Genomic DNA, 20,523 nt, shown 5'->3' with positions numbered 1-20,523 from the left:
TGGTATATAATTATTAGTTATATCGCTTTCCCAATGAAATGAACAGTAATTTCGCACTTGATGATTCATAATAATATTTTATGCATCACTACCCCCCTATATCCTTGTAGTAATGGTAAAATAAACAAAAACGATTGTAAGCGTAACGTCGATTTGAGATCATACCTACCATATAGGGCTGACATATGTAGTAAAATAATCAACAAATAGAGTACCTAGCGAGTAACTCTTGATGTATTCTTTACTGCTAGCCACAAACGAGTATCGAAGCAGACACAAATATGAATACCAGCTTAATCATCGCTTTAGTTGCCATCCTATTAGTTTTAATTCTTGGCTATAACATTATATTGCAATACAAAGTCAAGGTTGAAACGACCAGGCGACAGGAATCAGCTCGTTATGTGACTCTGATTGATAATACCGAAGAACTTATTGACCATGCTCATCATATCCCATTTAGCCAGCCACTATTACTCTGTCTCAACACTCGTATCCTCGATGCGCTAGAAAATATGGTTGAACTTGACCCTAAAAATAAACACTTGTCTCAACGCCTTGAGCACGTGAAACGACAAATTGCCCAGCTTCAGCAGAATGAAAATAATGAAGAAAGCACTTCATTCAAGATGCCTAGTAATGATAAGCAAGCCATCGCTATGTTAAAATTGGTAAAACGCTTGCGTGAGACAATTCGTAATGAGCATAATAAAGGCCGCTTCGATACACAAAGTTACATCAATGAGAATACTCGCCTAGAAACGATTCAAATTCGTATTAATATTGAGAATGTAATCAAGCGTGCAAATGACTCGATCATTCGTGGTCAAACAGGCACAGCTTTACAACTTTTACGCAAAGGGATTGATGCTCTCAGCAGTAAAAACGATGCTTACTCGATCAAAGCAAAGCTTAAATTACAAAGTATGCTTGATGAATTGGATAAAAAACTTCAAGACAAAAGCCAGAAAGAGAGCTTACAAAGCGCTAACAAAGAAAGGAATAATGACATGGATGCCCTCTTTGGCGAAAAGAAAAAATGGTAACTTCTTGTCTTTACTACCTTATTTATTAGGCTGCCTGCGCAGCCTTTTTCTATTAAAATTTTCGATAAAAAACATTCAGTAGCATCGTGACTCAGCACATAAGCTCATCATACAATAACATTAGATGAACTCAATAATTTGAGTACGCAGAAATACCGCTTAACCTTAAACGAAGATAAACATGATTAACCTCGATAGCTATCAAGCACTCCTTACACCTATTAACCAGTTTTTACAGTGCCAAACCCCTGATGAGTGGGTTGAAGAAGCAAAGAAACCAGAAAATCTTCCAACGATCTTGTTAGATCATCTATTGTGTGAATTAAAAGCAGGTCAATCTGCAATGTTCTTAATTCGCAAATATGCGGTTGATCAAGCAAGCTCTTATGCATTGTTAGATTGGTTCAAACCTTACGAAGACTTTGCTTATCGTAAAACTGGATCTCTAGAAACTCTCAAAGGAAAAAGTAATATTTCTAAAGCCATCATGGCCAAATCGGATTCTTCTTACAGTCAAGAACTGATCGACAAAATGGTTCTGCTCATCAAAGAAGAATTACACCATTTTTATCAAGTTCTTGAAATTATGGATAGCCGTGGTATTCCCTACGACAACATCCCAGCAAGTCGTTACGCGAAAGGGTTGCTCTCTCATATGAAAACTCACGAGCCAGAAACATTAATCGACAAACTCATCATCGGTGCGTACATAGAAGCTCGTTCTTGTGAGCGCTTCGCAAAACTTGCTCCACATATGGATAATGATATTGCTAAGTTCTATGTATCATTACTTCGTTCAGAAGCAAGGCACTATCAGGATTATCTTGCGCTAGCTGAACAAATTGCTGGACAGGATATCAGTCAGCGTATTGCTTATTTTGGCCAAATCGAAGCCGAATTGATCTTAACACCAGATGCGGACTTTAAATTTCACAGTGGTGTACCTTTACTTTAATATCGGTGACACGCTGAATTTCCTCAGCTCTCGGGCTTTGTTAACAATTCTCAACTTAGGCCCACCTACTAAGTCTACGAATCGTCACCGAACTTGAGAGCTAAGGCCGTCTCGCTGAATACTGTATCTTGATGTTACTTGGGTATAAATATTGATTAATGAAAATACACTACCATATCTACTTCTTCACCAAGTGACTCAGCATTTAATAAAAAGTGTAGATAGCCCTTTGTCATCACAGGGATCTGTAAATATTCATTATTATCTTTATTTGTAGATGCCCAATCATATTGTTCTACACTTGGCCAATCATCTAAGCTTGCATATAAATTAAGATCTTTTCCTGGCATCATTCGACTGTCATTCATGACCCATACTCGTACTTCCCTAACCCATTCAGGAACATATATTGCCACATAACGACGCTGATGAATATTTAATGTAGCAGTCTCCCTTGGCTCTAGAACAACAGGCGTAAGATCATCTTGTTCTGGTCTTGTGACTGAATCTGGCTCTTGCCCAGTATTTGTTTCTTTAGAAGAATTGGCGCCTTCAGAAGGTACAGTATGCAAAGTATCAAGCCACTCGTTGAAGTCATCATTCAACAGCACTCCGAGTTGCTTAGTGTGTTCAGCCCAATTTAAATACTCCCCAGCACGAGAAAACTTCAACAATACTTCGATTTCTTTTGGGTGCTGCTCGAACATAAAACGGACCGCTAAATATCCCCATCGATATATACGATTGATATCATCTTGATAGGTCGTACTAAAAACATCAGAGAGTAGCCATCGGTTATCCTCAATAAGGTTTATGGCTGCTGGATAGTCTTGTTTGTACTGCATATATTCCGCAAACCCTTCCAACCACCAGACAATATGACCATAAGCTAAATTATCGTGAAAAGATCCGTATTGGTTAAAGCGTGCATCTAAATAATGGATATATTCATGTTCTAAATTTAAAACTGCTAACGCTTGCTTATTCTCGTAACGATACGCAACAAAACGAGCCACATTATCAGCCTGACTTGGATCACCTTCTAAATACTGACCTCCATTGTTTGTTGTGTTATTAAATAAAAATGAAGAGTAATAACCGTAGTCTTTTTTATTGGCAAACACATCAACTTCAACGTACTTATTGTTATCATCCTCTACTGGCTGAAAGCCTGTCTTTGTTAATTGATGAAAGTCATTTTCTTTATCAGTTAAGCGCTGGCAGACTTCCTGCATTTGCTCTAGGTTCAAATCCTGTGAACGGATTCTGGCTGAACCTTGGCATTCATAATAATTAGGCAGAATTCGAGTCTGTATTTGTTGCTTGGCTAGACCTAAATCAAGACCATTGAGTCCTTCAGGCATATAAAAGTTCAGCATTTCTACCGCCGCTAACCAGAGCTTTTCATACTCACTGCCCAGTGGATAACGCTGCATGACATTTTGCATTTCATCCAATGCTGCTTGTCGTGTCGAAGAATACGGGCTGGCCAACAAACGGCCTGTTTCTCGTATGGCGTTATAAACCAAAAAATCGATTTCTGTTCCTAATGCCCACTCATTATTTCGGGCAAAGTCTGAAAGCACGCGAATATGCTGATTATGCGTCGACATATACGTATAAAACTCATCATAAGTACTGTGACCAGCCATGGCTCGAAATAAATTATTCACGCCTTCTACCCATTCCGGCTTTTTCGCTGTGTCAGTATTGAAGTGTTCAAGTGTACGCATCATAGAATCCATAGTGAGAGGCAGTTGCTTTACGTTATCGACCATAAGTGTCAAGCTATTCATCGCTTTAACCTGCTCTTGACCTAGTTGTAAAGCATACGGATTTTCAAGAAACTGATTGGTTATTTGAGCAAAACGCTGACTAAGCGCTTCAGAAAAAGCCGGAGCCTTAGCGTTATAACGAACATAATAAGCAGCTCGAACAAATTCCCCTAACCGCTCTAGTCTTGAAGCTTGTTCAACATTGCCCTGATATTGAGAAATTTCATATTTTAAAGCCATCTGTATTTTGTCTAAGCTTGCTTCACTATAAATATCTTCTAATACCTCATCAGGTGCACTAAACCAAGATTGGTAACACTCCTGCCCTGCAACAGCGACTTGCTCTGGTAAATCTTCTGCGAGCCTTAAGGCAGCAATATTACAAGGTTGATTTGCAAATGCAGTTGACATAAACATGATAAGAAAAAAAACAAGATTCAAAACCAAAAAGGCAATATGACGGGAAAAAAGCATAACATCCTCACTAATTCCATATTTTTTATGACGTTATACTCATCACACCTCAAGATAAACCTAGTTTAATTTCGTTCATGATTTCGCTTCAAAACTCTCTCATATTAAAAATATGGTTACTCAATAACGAAAATAGAAAATAGAAAATAGAAAATAAGGTTGATGTCTTTTAACTAAATCACAATTTTTATCAGACAAACTAACTCAATTGTACATTGTCGCTTAAAAGCCGATCACACTTTGATAACAAATCCAGTCACTAACACTTCTGTCATCCATAGTTAATTGGCAAAACACATACATCAATAATCAAACGACTCACTTCCGAAATGATGGATAACATAAATAGCCATGACATCAGACTGGATAGTCACTACGAGGTGAGAACGTTGACATAACAAAATTAATTTAAATACAGACAGACGGTAATTCATATGTTAACGAAATCAATCAGCTGGCTACTGGCCTTAAGTCTCATTGCCTTTACCAGCATCGCGGACACCTATGTTTATTTAACCAATAATTCGGATCAGCCATTAACTCTCCAAGTCGCACATGACGGGACCGACAGGCTCAAATACGGTGAGCAATGGCAACAATACGAGGAAAAAATCGGACCTTGGGAAACGAAAAAAGTGTTAGGTTTCAATCGTTGGGTCGGAGTGAAATCCAACCAAACCTATCGTTTTCACACCGTAATCTCAAACTCGCGCGGTGAAAGTACCACTCTAAGGCAGGTCATGCGAGGCTATTGGTACAATTCAGCAATTGAGTTTGGTGTGAGCGCAGCAGATGTCGAATCCTCACTGAAAAGCGACAGAGAAATTCATCGTTCTGAAACGCAATCGTTTGGTGATCTTACTACTGAATTGGCTTTTAAATCCTCTTCAACCGTGATGTACGACGACTTGCATTACACCATTACGCCTGCATATCCGGCAGAGCCAGTCGACAATAACGAGCAACATTTAAAAGTATTGAGTTATAACATCTGGGCCTTGCCTGCCATAGCCGCGGACATAAGCCAACGCTTCGAAATCATTCCAGAATATGTCCATGGTTACGACGTGATCGCTTTTCAGGAAGTCTTTGCATCGGGTAGACAAGCATTTTTACAAACCTTAGCGAGTGAATACCCTTATCAGACTGAAATACTCAGTAATGGCAGCTATAACATCCATGATGGTGGCGTCGTGATAGTTAGCCGCCACCCGATCGTTAATGAGGCACAGTTTGTTTTTCCTGAATGTAGCGGCAGTGATTGTTTCGCTGACAAAGGGGTTGTCTACGCTGAAATCATCAAAGATGGTCTGGCTTATCATCTTTTCGCTACCCATGCTGCCTCTCACGACACAGACCAAGCCCGTCATAACCGTCAGTTACAGTTCAAACATATCCGTGCACTGGCGACATCGCTAGAGATTCCAAGCTATGAACCGGTCATTTACAGTGGCGACTTCAATGTGAATAAACGTAAATTCCCTGATGACTACCAACAAATGTTAGCTAATTTGAATGCAGCAGAACCACAATATTCAGGTTATATCGATTCCACTTTCGATCCGAGGATTAATAGCTATGCAGGACAAGCACTCACCGGTAGCGAAAATGTCGAATATCTAGACTATATTTTTGTCAGTAATGAATATGGGCAACGCTCATACAACAATAATCGTGTTGATGTCCCTCGTACAACCGATCAAAGACTCTGGCAACAATACAATTTATCCGACCACTTTCCTGTCAGCGCGGATATAAGACCATGAAACGAAAAATATATATTGGGTGCATTACCGTTGTTGCCGGACTCGTATTTCTACATGATCAGTACCGAAATAAGGCGGAAAACATGCAAAATAAATCAGGCATGAGATTCGCCAAAAATACGCAAAAAGAAGTGTTAAACACAACGAGTATTACAAAACTTAATAGCACTGTACTCTCCTCCGAGCTGAATACTCGTACTGATACCTCAGAGCCTGAACATAGATTGATTGATAGGCTGAGTGAAAGTACGGGGAGAGACCTGATTATATCTATCAAGTTATTCTGGCAAGGATGTCAAACAAGTTACGACTGTGATCAACAACTACAAACCATCAAAAATCAAATACCTATAAACCGTTGGAAGTTGCTCACACATTACTCTGATAAAAACCAAGCCTGGCAACAACAAATGGGTAATTTAGTCTTTGACAAAGGGCAACCCCTCTCCTCGCGAGTTACAGAGCTAAAAGATAAAGCGAGAGAAGTGTGGGGAAACACTGCCAACCTTCTCTTTGCCGATGAATTTGCAGTGTATGACTTCAGTTTGCAGGCAGAGGAACTTCGCAGTGCCAGTGCACAAGAATACTTGAAAATGTTTAAGAATTTAATGCAAAACTGGAAGGAAGAGGAGCAAATTTTAGGCTTGGTCAGCCCACAAGCCAAATATGAACAAGCAGTATCATTAATTTCACCACAGATTACCCCAATTGAACGTAAAAAACTCATTCAATCTTTACAGGCTACATATTTAAACAAAAAACAAATCTCACAAGTTAGATGGCGAAAGCAGCAGATATCAGATCAGAAAAGAAATATTAAAGAATATCAATATCAACTAGAAATGCTCAAACATAACCTAAATCAGGAGTACTTAAATCAACCGAATTTAGACAAACAAGATTGGGATACCTATTATCAACAACAAATTGAAGATTTTCGCCGTAGTTTTTTCCAGATATGAATAGAAATCAATACCAATAACCTCAATTAACGTTTTCCAACGGTCGCCAATTGAGGTTATTTGAACCTACCTTACAATTTTATCCAACATATCCTAACTTCTATTAACAATAGAATTCAATCAAACTAGCCGTGTTAATAGGACTAATTCTCTTAAACACCCAAATGCAACATGTTGATTAAAAAAAATTTTGTATCATATATGTATAACATAAGATAATTATATAAACCGTACAACAGATTGTAATTTAATCTATAATTTCGTATATTTGCGCTTGCTGTTGCTATTATTTACAACAATAAGACACTTTATGTCATATTGTTAATGTAATATCCAAGCTATTGCTATCAATCATCTCCGTTACATTTCTCCAAGGTAACTCCATGTATTGATAAGCATGATTAATAAAAGGAAAATCATATGAAATTAAAAGCTGCTTCAATTGCGCTTCTTTTAGGCTCAAGTATCGCCTTGTCTGGTTGTAGTAACCCAATCGAATGGGTCGAAGGATATCTTGCAGGAAAGATCGAACAACTTTTCGAAATGGAAGGTTACCCGATGGCAAATGATATGAAATGTAAACTTTCACCAAAAGGCCATGGAAAATATGAAACTTACATCGACTGTTCTGGTTCAACAGCAGATGGCCGTGTCGCTACTTATGTTGGCGGCAAACTGAAGCATCCTGATAACAAGGGCAATGACTCTCTTTACATCGGTAAAATCAATGGTAAAAAAATATTGGTTAGCCGCGGTGATGAATTAGAACGCTAAAAACCTATACTCTTCTAGCTTAGTATAGGGTTTATAATCCTGCTACTAAGCTAGAGCTGTTTTCTTTAATTAGCTTTAGTTATTAATTTATCTTTTAACTTCATATCAATATGGTAATTAAATCCTAAGCATCATATTTAAAAACTTTATCGTGTCCATTCCATGATTAAGAGTCATCAATAAAGTAATATAACTAAGCGTTATAAAAAATTGAATATATATCCATTTTTTATTTTCATCATTATTACTAAGATATTTAAAACCATCAAACCTCCTAAGTCCCGCGCTAATTTAAACCGCACTCATAACGAATATTTTCATATTTCCAATATGATTATTTAAATTCACCTATCGAAATAAATAAAAAACCACCATTCTAGAAAAATAATTAAATCAATATGGAAGTTTACATTTGTAGATGACATCAAAAAAGCAGCCTAATAAAAGTAAATATTATTGAAATAAGCAACAATCAGAAGATTAAAAAGCAACCATTTATATAAATAATTATAAATAAAATCCATAAGCTACTGATAAAAAAGGGTTTAATATTTCAACATTCTTGTTCTCAGTAAAACTTGAATAAGTTTTACATCAATAGATTATCAATATTAGTATGAGTGAAAATTAATTGCATAGATATTAAAAAGCTAACTAAAAGTCATTATTGATTTGCTTTATTAACAATATAAGTTTTAGCTAAAAGTAATGTTTCGTAATTAATTATTCATTAACTTCATTCACTAAATCGAGGAATAATCATGAGAAATATTAAAAAGTCTATCTTAGGTGCAATATGCATAAGTATAATTTCTTCACCCACCTTTTCTGCCATTAATGACTCATATGAAGTATTATCATTAGAACTTTCGGCAGACCATAATGAGAGTAATGGTATACCAATGCCGTTCTTTGCCAATGGCAGAATGCAATCCAAACTCAACATTTCTGTATCTTTTGGTGATAATTATGCGACACCTGTAAATGTCACTACTGATGATCTTAAATCCTCGCTTTCTTTCTATCTAAAAAGTGATGGGCGCTTATTAACCCAAGATAAAGACTGTACATACGGGAGCAACTGCTGGGGCTACACTTATACCCCTAATCAATATGCACATCAAATGGGAGCTTCATCAGGTTTCAGCAGGACATTACCACACTCACGTATCAGCACAGCCGATACTTCTAGACTTTCAGCTTGGGTCTATACAAATGAAATTGCGCAGTTTAGGCAAATTTGTGCGCAGATAAAATTTGAAGGGGGCAAAGTGTACGACAGTTGTCAGCACCCACAAAATGAAACTGCAATGTATCAATCTGTTGAGCCAAAGATCTATAACATCACTGATTTTGCAGATATTGGAACAGGAGAAGAAGTTTGGCATGAAACCCGTTACGACGATTTCTATTTTTACAAAGCAACAATTCGAAATTTTTACATCACTCCGCTGAAATCTAAAGTTCAACTTGTTGATGTTGCAATGGATAATGATGATGAAGCTGAGCAAGATCAGTTGTTTTTGAATGATTCTTGGCTTGGCTGTATGCAAAACTGTAAAGATGACATCCGCTCCGTAAAGGGTTATATCTTCAAACCAGGCAGTGAACGTACTGTGTCCGAACAATATGTATTTAATAGCTCTGCTGGAGAAGGTAGAACAGCCACTTGGCGGGTAAATCAAAAACGCCGCTCAATAACAATAAGCCAGTTACTGTATTCAAACATCAGCTCAAATACTGAAGAGAAACAACAAGAATATCGGTTTACTGCTTTCGACCAATACGGTAATAAAGCACCGCTTAAAATCGTTTACCCTCTTAGCAGCTATGAAGGTGGTAATCAGAAGTGGGATTACACCACCTGGTTCCTAGCGGCTCAATAAATAATTTCTTCTTATTAGGCTGTAAATCAATAGGCTACATTATTTCCAACAAGCAGCAAGATCGTTGTGTGGCATAAATCAGAATAGAACCTCTAATATTCCGACTTTATTCTTCTTAGAGAATACTGTGGCTTCTTTACACTCTGAATAACCATTCAATTGGAATAATTCATTAATAAGTAAGCTCAACTTATGAGCTTACTTTCTATAAAGGACATAATATGTCAAATTGGATATCAAACGCTTTTAACTTCGACTCCTTCTGTTCTGGGGGAGTCGATCAAAGAACCCGAAGTTTTTCCTACCAAATATCTTTTGGTTCACTAGTTGGTAACTGGCTTAAAGGCCCTAATTTAGATATTGCGCTTCAGTTTTCACCTTATTCGCATGAAAACTTAGGTTTTGGTCAAGGGTGGAAGTTAAACTTACCAAGATACGATATAACAAGTAAGCAACTTTATCTAGCTAACGGTCAATCTTACCGTGCAGAACACACATCTAATAACAAACTCATATTACGCTATAAAAAACTCAATGATTTCTCGGTGTCCATCGAACCTAATGGTTACCTAATTACCTATAAAAATGGCCGACAAGATCAATTAAACCAATATGGAAATGTAGTAAAGATCACCCAAAGTGATGGTCATGCTTTATATTTTTATTGGCTAGGTTCGGGCAATAATCAATATTTGAGTAAAGTATGGGACGATAGAACATCCCAAAACACTCCTCTTCTTCATATTGACTATGTTAGTGCTGGCCGTGTTAACGTTTTTACTAACGCAGATAGTGTACACGCTGCCTATTTTAGCCTGATCATTAATAACGGTAAATTAGTAAAATATAATTTAGCCGATAGAAATGGTCATTTTGGTTTTGGTTATCAAAAATTTGGAGCTTATAGTGTTATTTCTCGTGTTACCCACCCTTGTGGTATGGAAGAATTATTGACTCATGATAATCGCGGTATAAAAGTCAACAATACCTCTTATTTACCAGCAGTCACATTACACCGAATCATCACTCGTAACTCACCAATAATTGCAACAACCTATGGGCCTGTGGGAACCGACAGTCGCAACTTTATGGGTTATGGTGTTTCTGGCGGGCAATTAAGTGAGGGGCTCGATAATTTGCTTGAACGTGGTTATATATATACCTATCGTGTTCAAAAAATAGAAAATGATGCAACTCGAATTATACAGACTTATAACCAGTTCCATCTATTAATCGAAGAAGTTAAGTTAGTGAACAACAAGATCGTTCACCAAAAAACACTAACCTACCCAGCCAAAGACAACATTCCTTTTACTGCACAACCTCCTCAATACGCTCTCATTAACAATGAAATTGAAAAATGGCAAGATGGAGCGGATCATCATACTCAGCAACGCATTTGGGAATACGATACCTTTGGCAATTTACTCTCGTTCACCGATGAAAATAACATCATCGAAAATTATGAATATTACTCAGAAAGAGGTGAAGCCGGATGCCCAACCTCTCCATCAGGTATGCCTCATTTCGTTAAAAAAAGAACCTTAAACAATGGCTCAGAGACAAAGATTACATCTTATACTTATGTAGGCTTTTCCGGTTGGAACAATCACACGTCTGTCTTACTTAACTCGGAGAACTCCCCTTCTCGCTATCAAACCGACTATCGTTATAAAGCAGACCACGGTGCCCCTCATTCATTGGGTCGAGTTGAATCAATCAAACACCATCTCTTTCATGCTTCAGGCACCTTCACCAGTATCTCAAGCTACGATTATGTTTTAGACCAAAATATTCTCGTGGAACAAGAACAACTCACGAATCATGATGAAACTCAGACTTATTTGACAATCGCTCATTTCTTGGATATTGGTCAGCTTGCCTATCAAGTTGATTCTGATGGTGTTCGTTGCTCGTACACTTACGATGCTTTACGACGTAATACTCAAGAATCAATTGATGACAATGTTTCACGGGCGTATCAGTACACCTTAGATACGACAAGAGCACGACAAATCATGGTCTTAACCGACTGCAATGGTAATATAAGTGAGCAAAGCTGGGATGGCCAAGGCAGAGAGCTCGAAGTCAAACTAGGCAGTAATACTGTTTGGACGAAACAGTACGACAATTTAGGTCGCTTATTAAGTAAGGCCAACTTCGACCAACTGCCAGATAAAAATCAAAAATTGATGACTGTAGTTCAAACAGAGACTTATGAATATGACCAGTGGGGTCAACTCAAAGCCATTATATTACCAAACGGTAATCGTCACGTAGAGTTTAATAATCTCGCCACAAGACAAAAAACTCAAGGTATAGAGGGTCTTGAATGTTCAGTTAGTCACCTTAATAACTGGGGGTTTGTGGAACAAAGGCAACAAGGTGAAAATACTTGGTTAAATCAATATGATCGCTGGGGTCGACTAGAAACAGAGACCAACCCGCTCAATCAATCTAAACACTATCAATACGATCAATTCGATCGCGTTATTAAAATCACTCAACCTGACGGTACTGAACACAATCTTACCTATGCAGCTCATACCGATCAAACTCAAGTCACTCAGTTGGAGATTGGCAACAAATTGATCGGTAAACGTGATATCGACGGCTTAGGTCGTGCACAAAACCTCTACCGTGGATCCAGTCAAATTCCATCTTTAGTTTGGACTTATAACGACAACAGTAACCAACCAGAAACAGAACGCAGTTTAGCCTCCCAGCCAAGAACGTTTACCCGTAATTCCATACTAGGCGTATTGAGAGCGAAAGAATCAGGTAATGATATTACTCTCTATGAACACGATCCTATCACCGGGTTGTTAACAGGTAGCCGAGATAGTAAAGGCAATAAAATGACTCTAAGTTACACATCAACAGGTCTACCTGAATTCGAAAATAACAATGGTGAAATTCGTCAATATCATTATTCCTATGGTGGTGTTATTACTGCGGTCACAAGCGATAAGGAAAATCGCCAATTTGGCTACGATAATCTTGGACGACTCGTAAGATTAAGTACTAATAATACAATGCTTGAGTTTGAATATGATAATTTTGACCGAGTGAATCTCGAACGACTATCCACCGCTGAGTACATTCAAATAACAGAAATAGAGTGGGATTCCAAAAACCATGAAATTCATCGTGCCATTGCTTTAAACGATGATTACATATATGAACAATCTCAAGTCTATGACTCACTGGGATTACTCAGTTCACGGAGTAAAGAGTGTGCTAAGTTTGGAAATCTTACTGAAAACTATCATTATGACGAGTACTCCCAACTGACCAAAGTCGAATTCTTAGGTAACGCGCCGTTGAGTGACTGGTCACAGCCAATTCAATCCTTAGAGTGGACGTATGACACACTAGGAAACATGTTGACACAGCTTTGTATCACAACCAATGGTATTGATAACGCTCAATACTATTACGAGTCTGACGACCCAAGTCAATTAACTCGAATTACTCATACTCATCCTAAATTACAACCTGAAGTTACTTTACGTTATGACCTTAATGGCAACATGCTGATAGACGCAGAAGGGAGAGAACTCACCTATGACAACTTCGACAAGCTCAAAAATGTAACGGCTAATCAAACTATATGGCACTACCAATATGACAGCAACGATCGCTTAACAGACCAAATTTCCAACACCCACGAACGTCACTTTGAGTATTTATGGGGTGATATTTCATCAATCAGAGAAAACGGCCAAACAACCGAGTATATCTCTCATGAAGGCATACCTAAGTGGTCCGAGCAAGAAGCAATAACATCACTCTTGGCTACGGATCAAAATGGTTCTGTAATTGCATCGAATCAAACGGATGGGAAAAACACCATGTACCGTTACTCTCCATTTGGTAAACGTGAACAAGCAGGAAATACATATGAATAACCATAAAGATTCTGTATTCATCACACCTCTCAATCGACGTGAATTTTTAATTAAAATTGGCCAAACTACTGCTGTTGCTGGTGGTGTTACCCTTCTACCAGCTTCAGTACGATTAGCAATGGCGCAATCAATAACAAAAGCAACATCACAATTAGGCTTTAATGGAGAATGGCTGGATCCAATATTGGAGGGGTATCATTTAGGTCAAGGATATCGACTCTATCAACCAAATTTGATGCGCTTTAATGTACCAGACAGTTTAGCCCCTTTTAATCAAGGTGTTCATAATGCTTATGCCTACTGTCACAATGACCCAATAAACTTTACTGATCCAAGTGGACACCTAAATATTAAGAAAATTTTATTTGGGGTATTCGGTATTATTACTGGCGCTATAGGAATACTGACCGCAGCACCTTCGGGGGGAGCAAGCTTACTCCTTGCTGCCGGAATTATTAGTGGTGCAGCGGGAATGATTGGGGGGTCATTGCAAATCGCTTCAGGAACTATTGATGATGGAAACATATCACATCAACTGGATATGGCTACCGTTGCGTTTGATGTTATTGGTGTAATTAGTGGTAGTTACTCTGCTTATAAATCAATTCAGAATATTCGTTGGGTTCAAGCTGGAGGTGCACTAGAGGATGTCACTCAGCCAGGCCTAGCTAGCCGGTTACTCAACAAGGTAAAGCCGCCTCTTAAATGGGTACATAAAACCAACCCTGCTATGCGGCTAGGCCAAAGTGAAGGAAGGGTTATCGCAACCAAAGTCACCCATGGCGGTAAAACGCTAACATACACGCCTCCCTCTACTCATGGTGGGTATACCAAAGTCATATTGGATCAAGTAAAAGTGGGGCCAAGAGGTTTCACTATCTATAAGAGCATTACAACAGCACAATCTATCGCGGGTCTCGGTTGGAAAACCGTCTCAACTATTCCTGGAAGATTTGCAAACCAAGCGGCAATAACAGTTGCTGAAAATGTTGCTGAAGTGGTGATCGAAGGACGCAATATCAATCCTGTCGCGGTTAAGACTCAAATGGCTTCATTGGAAGAAACACGACAAAGAATAAAGCTCTGTCAAGAAGCCCAGCAAAGAATAAGGCAATTGCCTTTGTCTTAAAACGATTGAGGGTGTACGATTAAAAGCACATCAACTTAAACACGCTCCTTCTAAACTTGAAGGAGCGAACAAGAATCATACTCAAGCAACTTCAAGATGTTTGAGGTCACTTGGATATTTAAACAACAAACACTAATTATTGTTACATTCTGATGCCGGTGCTTGACCAAATTTAGGGTAATGAATTGATTGTAGAATTTTACTTTCAAAATATATTGGTTTTTTATCAATATTAACTACATTCCAGCAAGTAAGATTTTGATCAAAATGTAATCCACCCCAAAACATAGAATCAATGTCATCTTTATCTTCTAACTTTACTTTCCAATCACTGATATCTTGGTTAAATGTAAATGAATTCTCAAACATATGGGACATATCTTTAACATTGCTAACATCCCAACCTGTGATGTCTTGATCGAAATCCTTCGTATTCTTAAACATTGAAGACATATTTACTACATTACTGACATCCCAGTTATTTAGAGGCGAATTAAATTTTGAAGCATGATCAAACATGCCATACATACTCACTACTTTTTCTGTATCCCAATCATTGACGGATTGATTAAAGACAAAAGCATTATGAAAAAGATTATTCAAACTTGTGACTTGTGAGATATTCCAATTATTTATGGGCTGATTGAAGCTAGTAGCTCCATCAAACATACCTGATATTTTTAATGTTTTTTCGGGATCTAACGCCATACCAGGGACAATATTATTATTCCATAGAGGTCTTCCGGCGTTATTAAACCTTGCGGCCCCTTTGAACATACCTGACATATCCGACACATATCTGATGTCCCAGCTACTGATATCCTGATTGAACGCTTTTGCATTATAAAACATACGAGAAGTATTGATTAGATTATGGCTAGGTCCTATATCATTATTATTCCATAAGGTTGTATCCGCATTATTAAACCCTTTAGCACCGTTGAACATATCTTTCATTGTTGTTACTTTGGAGACATCCCAGTTACTTAAGTTACGGTTAAACCCTGTAGAATCAGGCTTATCAGATGTATTGGCAAACATACCTTCCATCGAAGTGACATTTGAAACATCCCATGACTCAATGCCTTCGTTATTAAATTTTTTATTTCCCTTAAACATATGCGACATGTTCGTTACATGACGTGTCACCCAATCAGACACATCCCCGTTGAAAAAATCTGGATTGGATCTAAATTTTGTTAATGCGTCTTCATCATAATATTCTCGATTAAACAGATTACTCATATCTGTTACACAAGTAGTATCAATGTTGATTTTGTCTGTAACCAACCACTTTATGATTAATGGATGTTTAATCGTCGCATTTGTTACCGCCCACACATTTTGTCCTGTTGGATAGGCTGGTACCGGACTTTCTGCAGTCCAATTTTGATCAACTTTGATCAGTTGATTACCAGACTCAATGCAAACAGGATTTGAGCCAAGCACAACATCAAGTTCAAACTGGCAGAAATCAAGAATTGGAGCAGTTTTAAACACCTCCTCATTTTCGAACAAGCCATCTAATGGGAAAGATTCAATCCCACATGACGGCGCATTGTAGTAAACAATCGATGAAAATTCATAGCCAGGATCTACTTTAACAGTAAATTCCACTTGACTACCTTTTACGACTTCAATCGCAGTACCACTGGCACTTGTCGTCTCTGAACCGTTAAAGACATTGGTAATATTGATCTCTCCATGATCCCCACCACTGAACATGACAACGTAAACTTTTTCAAATTGCACTGAGATTTGGCATGGCTCATCAATAGCATCGGTGATGTAATCGGTTGCATCTTTTGGGTTAAAGTCATTCGACATGATAGACACACTGCAGGTGTCACCCGTAACCGACTTTATCCGGCTAAACATCGATGTTGGATTAACATTGAAAGTAACCATTTCTCCGACTTCAGGATAAGCAAAATTTTTCGAGACGGAACCTTTTACATCACCTACAACATTGATTCTTACTCCGATGACGTCTTCAGGCTCTTGTATTGCACTGTCGAAGGTGCCAAAGTCTACCGACACCTCACAATCATCCTGCAGATTTTTCATCGTATAGGTTGTCGCTGTGGTGATATCGCCATCATCACCGTTAGCAAGTATTACCTCACAAGTTTCATTTCCTAAATCCACCGGAACACTCTCCACATTATCAATACGGTACCCTGCTAGAGGCGTCACGGTAAACTCAATGTCTGAGTCTTTTTCTGCGTAAAAATGGTTTGGGTCAATACTGCCACCACTGTTGGCGTTAAAACTTACTTTGACATGCTCGATAGTGTTAATTGGGTCATTGTCCATCATATGGAAAAAAGTCACTTTGATGCCACAATTTCCCGACACATTGCGTACCATGTATCCCGTTGGCTGGGTAGGAATATCATCATCACCTGACGCAACAACCGGTTGGCACTTCCACCCACCTAAGCCTACCAATGTGCTTTCGACTTTCCCGATACGATAATTTGGCTCAGGACTCACGGTAAACAACACATCACTGCCTTGTTCAACATAAAAGTTTTGCGTCGAGACCGTGCCTCCTTCACCTAGGTTAACGGCCACATCGTACATCGATACCAGAGAAGCACTCTCTTTTTCAACAAAAGAAACATTCAGCGTACAATCATGCTCAAATGGGCCGACTTTAAACGTTCGATTATCGCCCTCTTTTGCTTCAAGAGCGGAAAAACAATTTCCTTCCAATGCCTCAAATCGGTAGCCTTCATTTGGGCTTGCTGTATAGGTGACCGACTCTCCTTCAAGCACTATTTTTATTGCAGGATCGACTTGGCCTTCTCCCTTTATGCTCGCTTTGAATTGATACAGGGGTATCAGTTCATCATTACTTTTCTCTGTAAAATTCACATTCATTTCACAGTCTTCTTTCAATGGTCCCACGGTAAACGTTTTTATATCTTGAAGTGTGCCCAACATAGCTGGGAAGCAGTTGCCAGTGATGGTGTCAAAACGAAAACCTTCGTTGGGTATTGCATCAAATGTAGCAAACTCTCCTTCAGGCCTTTTTTGAGTATCAGGAGAGGCCTGACCTTGGCCCATTGTATTGACAGCAACCTCATAGATTGGCGTCAAGTTGATGTTATCTTTCTCAGCAAAACTAACATCAAAGATACAGCTTTTGTGCATCGGGCCGACTTGAAAAATATAGGTATCACCATTTTTTTCTGACAAGGAACGAGGACACGTGCCTACTAGTTCGGCAATTTTACTCCCTGCACTTGGTGTCACAGAAAACGCCAACATCGATTCTGCTAAGCCTTCCTGGAAGGCAGGCTGTATCTGTCCATTCCCCTCGGAAAGGTTGGTTTCAAGGCTATAAATGGCCACAACTTCAGTGTTGTTTTTTTCGATAAAGCGAGCGTGAAGTGAACAGTTTTTATCAAAAGGGCCAATGGTAAAAGTACGATTATCACCACTGCTATTCTCAAGAGCAGATAGACAGTTACCTTCCAAAACTTCAAAACGATAACCATCGTTGGGTTTTACGGTAAACGAGGCAAGGTTACCAGATAATACTTCTTGAAAAGAGGGAGAGACCGTACCGTTTGCTGAAGCAGTAACAGCAAGCTCATAAACGGGAAGAAGTGCACTGTTTTCTTTCTCAGTGAAAGCAACATCAATAAAACAATCTTTGGTTAAAGGGCCAACATTGAAGGTTCTGTTGTCTCCATCTGTGACGGTTAAAGCTGCGAAGCAATCACCCGTAATAGTTTTAAAACGATAGCCTTCATCAGGGGAAGCAGTAAAAGTGGCAAACTCTCCTTCAAGGTAGGTTGCCTGTTGTAGGGATACTTGGCCGTTACCCACTGCATTAATGTTTACAGTATAGGTAGGCACAAAACCAGAAAAGTTTTTATCAGAAAAATGTGCTTCAATCTCACAATCTTTACTCAATGGACCGACACTGAATGTCTTAGTGTCATCGTGGGTTTCTATAAGGGCAGAGAAGCAATCGCCATTAAGTGATGCCAATTTATAATTTTCTTCCGGAGTGAGGGTAAAGATCGCTTTTTCTCCTTCGATTTTCTGTTGAATTTGAGGCAGCGCTTTCCCTTCTCCATGTACTTTTACCACTACATTATAAACAGGAAGTAAAGCAGCATTGAGTTTTTCCACAAAAGTAACTTCAAAATCACAATCTTGTTGAAGAGGGCCAACACTGAAGGTTTTTGTGTCACCCATTTCACTGTTTAAATCCGCAAAGCAATTACCATTGAGAGTATCAAACAAATACCCTTCTTCTGGCGTCGCAGTAAATTCGACAAAGCTGCCTGCTTGCTTGCCGATAAAGGACTCGGGAGTCACGTCTCCCGCCCCCAGTGCCACAACAGTGACATTATAAAGCGGTGTCAGTTTAGACCGGGAATCGTCTTCTGGGCTACTGAATATCCCGCTATCTTTACAGCCGACAGTGAAGTAAGAAAATAAAATAATAAAGAATAAGGACAAGAGTCGACGAATTGTATCCATGTTCCTTCCTTTTTGGCTCAGAATTACCATTTAGCAACGAGAAAATAACACTTCAGTTACTTAACAAATGATAGAACACTAACTTTATTTTTGTTAACAACATTAGGAGCATTACTGAGTGTTAAAGAAGTGACGTTTGGAAAGGTTTACAGAAAAAGTTAGCGTAAGGCTATTTTTGGGTAAAGGTAATGATTACGGATTAAAAATTAGATAAGGCAAACTGAGAGTAGAGAGTAGAGAGTAGAGAGTAGAGAGTAGAGAGTAGAGAGTAGACTAAAAGAAGTGTAAAAGTAATCAAGAGTGTAAACCACTATTAAGCAGTGGTTTACACAATGCATTGTCTCAGAAAGCCCTAAGCTTTCCCGAATTCCTTACGGTGACTATTTTTTAATTTAGTACGGTAAGTTCCTCGGTTAATACCAAGCGTTCTAGATGCTTTTGCTTGATTTCCTCTACAGTGGATCAATACAGCTTCAAATAGCTCGTTAGTCACAAGAGGAATGACCCAAGACATATCTGGATTTACTCGAGAGTCTGACCAAGTAGGCTCAAGTTCAGTTCGGATCAGTTGCTTTACTGTTTTGCGATCAAGTATGGGTTGCTTTTCAAGCATAGTCTTCTTATCTGGCATCAAAATAGTTTCGGGCTATTATCAGCATCAGAAACTTTTTGTCTAGAACTGTGAAGAAATTTCCTGTCAAATTTCATAAAAACATACCTTTCATTATCATTTTTAGCAAAAGCCATAGGTTTTTGTTATGAATTCAACCTAAAACAACACCAATAGCTATACTTTTATAAAGGTCATTCCTTATCTATTGCTGTACAATAAAGCAGCACCGCAAAGAAATAGCCCAGAGAGTAAAAGCAAAAAGCCAATACATGGTATGTTTTTCGACACCTTGCACATAGAGTATGACATAAAGTAAAACTAAACTATAATTAGAAACATGGGATGACATAATTAACACAAGGTAAGGTTAATATTATGAACAATCAAGCAAAGCAAGATGAAAAACTGTTCAAAAAAGCCCTCAAAGTAGGATGTAAACTCGCAGAGATGCAAGGTTACCCTCTTACGGATAGAAACCAACCTCAGCCTGTTGTCGCCAAGGCTCTGTATCTCTTCCTCGTTAAAGTTCGTCAAATTACTCCTCTTCCATTAGATAAGACCAATGGGCCAAATATCAAACGTAGACTCGCGATATGGATGAAAGGTAATTTAAAAAAAGCGAATTCACAAACAATAACATCCTAAGCCTTAAGTTTCGCGGTAGTTTATTTAAAATTTAATTATAACGATAAATAAAGAGTGGGCCCCAAGCCCACTCGTTTAATAAAT

The 20,523-nt window shown here is 38.5% G+C and carries 12 protein-coding genes; 9 read left to right on the top strand and 3 right to left on the bottom strand.

Features of this window, described 5'->3' with window-relative positions; translation table 11 throughout:
* Window positions 1-281: 281 nt before the first annotated feature.
* Both VSA01S_RS04010 and miaE read left to right on the top strand, forming a co-directional pair.
* The gene (locus VSA01S_RS04010; RefSeq protein ID WP_039982447.1) at window positions 282-1,046 is read left to right on the top strand and encodes a hypothetical protein; all 765 of its coding nucleotides are present in this window, start codon (window positions 282-284) and stop codon (window positions 1,044-1,046) included.
* Window positions 1,047-1,227: 181 nt separating this feature from the next.
* A complete protein-coding gene (miaE, locus tag VSA01S_RS04005) occupies window positions 1,228-2,001 on the top strand; it encodes a tRNA isopentenyl-2-thiomethyl-A-37 hydroxylase MiaE (protein WP_039982448.1) in 774 nt (257 codons plus the stop codon).
* Between the two features lie 155 nt (window positions 2,002-2,156).
* On the opposite strand, the gene VSA01S_RS04000 is transcribed toward miaE, so the two are convergent.
* Entirely contained in the window at window positions 2,157-4,250 is a 2,094-nt protein-coding gene (locus tag VSA01S_RS04000) for a collagenase (RefSeq protein ID WP_083932299.1), read from the bottom strand.
* 434 nt (window positions 4,251-4,684) lie between these two features.
* Between VSA01S_RS04000 and VSA01S_RS03995 the strand changes: the two genes are divergently transcribed.
* The 6 genes from VSA01S_RS03995 (at window position 4,685) to VSA01S_RS03970 (ending at window position 14,678) form a co-directional block, all read left to right on the top strand.
* Complete coding sequence (locus VSA01S_RS03995) at window positions 4,685-6,016, top strand: sphingomyelin phosphodiesterase (protein WP_039982450.1); 1,332 nt, start codon at window positions 4,685-4,687, stop codon at window positions 6,014-6,016.
* An 83-nt stretch (window positions 6,017-6,099) separates the two neighbouring features.
* Window positions 6,100-6,978, top strand: a complete 879-nt coding sequence (locus VSA01S_RS03990) for a hypothetical protein (protein WP_050567409.1) — start codon at window positions 6,100-6,102, stop codon at window positions 6,976-6,978.
* Between the two features lie 420 nt (window positions 6,979-7,398).
* A complete protein-coding gene (locus VSA01S_RS03985; protein ID WP_039982452.1) occupies window positions 7,399-7,752 on the top strand; it encodes a hypothetical protein in 354 nt (117 codons plus the stop codon).
* A 761-nt stretch (window positions 7,753-8,513) separates the two neighbouring features.
* Window positions 8,514-9,638 (top strand): hypothetical protein, encoded by a 1,125-nt coding sequence (locus VSA01S_RS03980; RefSeq protein WP_039980455.1) that lies wholly within the window; start codon window positions 8,514-8,516, stop codon window positions 9,636-9,638.
* A gap of 221 nt (window positions 9,639-9,859) precedes the next feature.
* Window positions 9,860-13,549, top strand: a complete 3,690-nt coding sequence (locus tag VSA01S_RS03975) for an RHS repeat domain-containing protein (protein ID WP_039980456.1) — start codon at window positions 9,860-9,862, stop codon at window positions 13,547-13,549.
* A complete protein-coding gene (locus VSA01S_RS03970) occupies window positions 13,542-14,678 on the top strand; it encodes an RHS repeat-associated core domain-containing protein (protein WP_039980457.1) in 1,137 nt (378 codons plus the stop codon). The genes VSA01S_RS03975 and VSA01S_RS03970 overlap by 8 nt, the downstream gene beginning before the upstream one ends.
* 132 nt (window positions 14,679-14,810) lie before the next feature.
* On the opposite strand, the gene VSA01S_RS03965 is transcribed toward VSA01S_RS03970, so the two are convergent.
* Both VSA01S_RS03965 and VSA01S_RS03960 read right to left on the bottom strand, forming a co-directional pair.
* Window positions 14,811-19,181, bottom strand: a complete 4,371-nt coding sequence (locus VSA01S_RS03965) for a BspA family leucine-rich repeat surface protein (protein WP_050567297.1) — start codon at window positions 19,179-19,181, stop codon at window positions 14,811-14,813.
* A gap of 352 nt (window positions 19,182-19,533) precedes the next feature.
* Window positions 19,534-19,794 carry a helix-turn-helix domain-containing protein gene (locus tag VSA01S_RS03960; RefSeq protein ID WP_039980458.1) on the bottom strand — a complete coding sequence of 87 codons (261 nt, stop codon included), beginning with the start codon at window positions 19,792-19,794 and terminating at the stop codon, window positions 19,534-19,536.
* Window positions 19,795-20,169: 375 nt separating this feature from the next.
* Here VSA01S_RS03960 and VSA01S_RS03955 point away from each other — a divergent pair, with 375 nt between their 5' ends.
* On the top strand, window positions 20,170-20,439 hold the full coding sequence (locus VSA01S_RS03955; RefSeq protein WP_039980460.1) for a DUF5062 family protein: 270 nt from the start codon (window positions 20,170-20,172) through the stop codon (window positions 20,437-20,439).
* Window positions 20,440-20,523 lie beyond the last annotated feature (84 nt).

The organism is Vibrio sagamiensis NBRC 104589 (genome assembly GCF_007990935.1).
GTDB lineage: Bacteria > Pseudomonadota > Gammaproteobacteria > Enterobacterales > Vibrionaceae > Vibrio > Vibrio sagamiensis.
The sequence above is the reverse complement of the archived record's forward strand: the minus strand, read 5'-3'. Positions and strand labels throughout refer to the sequence as shown.

Bases quoted from the DNA above. Each gene is read 5' to 3' on its own strand.
- VSA01S_RS03975 (WP_039980456.1), top strand. From the start codon at position 9,860: ATGTCAAATTGGATATCAAACGCTTTTAACTTCGACTCCTTCTGTTCT.
- VSA01S_RS04000 (WP_083932299.1), bottom strand. From the start codon at position 4,250: ATGCTTTTTTCCCGTCATATTGCCTTTTTGGTTTTGAATCTTGTTTTT.
- VSA01S_RS03980 (WP_039980455.1), top strand. From the start codon at position 8,514: ATGAGAAATATTAAAAAGTCTATCTTAGGTGCAATATGCATAAGTATA.
- miaE (WP_039982448.1), top strand. From the start codon at position 1,228: ATGATTAACCTCGATAGCTATCAAGCACTCCTTACACCTATTAACCAG.
- VSA01S_RS03970 (WP_039980457.1), top strand. From the start codon at position 13,542: ATGAATAACCATAAAGATTCTGTATTCATCACACCTCTCAATCGACGT.
- VSA01S_RS04010 (WP_039982447.1), top strand. From the start codon at position 282: ATGAATACCAGCTTAATCATCGCTTTAGTTGCCATCCTATTAGTTTTA.
- VSA01S_RS03990 (WP_050567409.1), top strand. From the start codon at position 6,100: ATGCAAAATAAATCAGGCATGAGATTCGCCAAAAATACGCAAAAAGAA.
- VSA01S_RS03955 (WP_039980460.1), top strand. From the start codon at position 20,170: ATGAACAATCAAGCAAAGCAAGATGAAAAACTGTTCAAAAAAGCCCTC.
- VSA01S_RS03995 (WP_039982450.1), top strand. From the start codon at position 4,685: ATGTTAACGAAATCAATCAGCTGGCTACTGGCCTTAAGTCTCATTGCC.
- VSA01S_RS03965 (WP_050567297.1), bottom strand. From the start codon at position 19,181: ATGGATACAATTCGTCGACTCTTGTCCTTATTCTTTATTATTTTATTT.
- VSA01S_RS03985 (WP_039982452.1), top strand. From the start codon at position 7,399: ATGAAATTAAAAGCTGCTTCAATTGCGCTTCTTTTAGGCTCAAGTATC.
- VSA01S_RS03960 (WP_039980458.1), bottom strand. From the start codon at position 19,794: ATGCTTGAAAAGCAACCCATACTTGATCGCAAAACAGTAAAGCAACTG.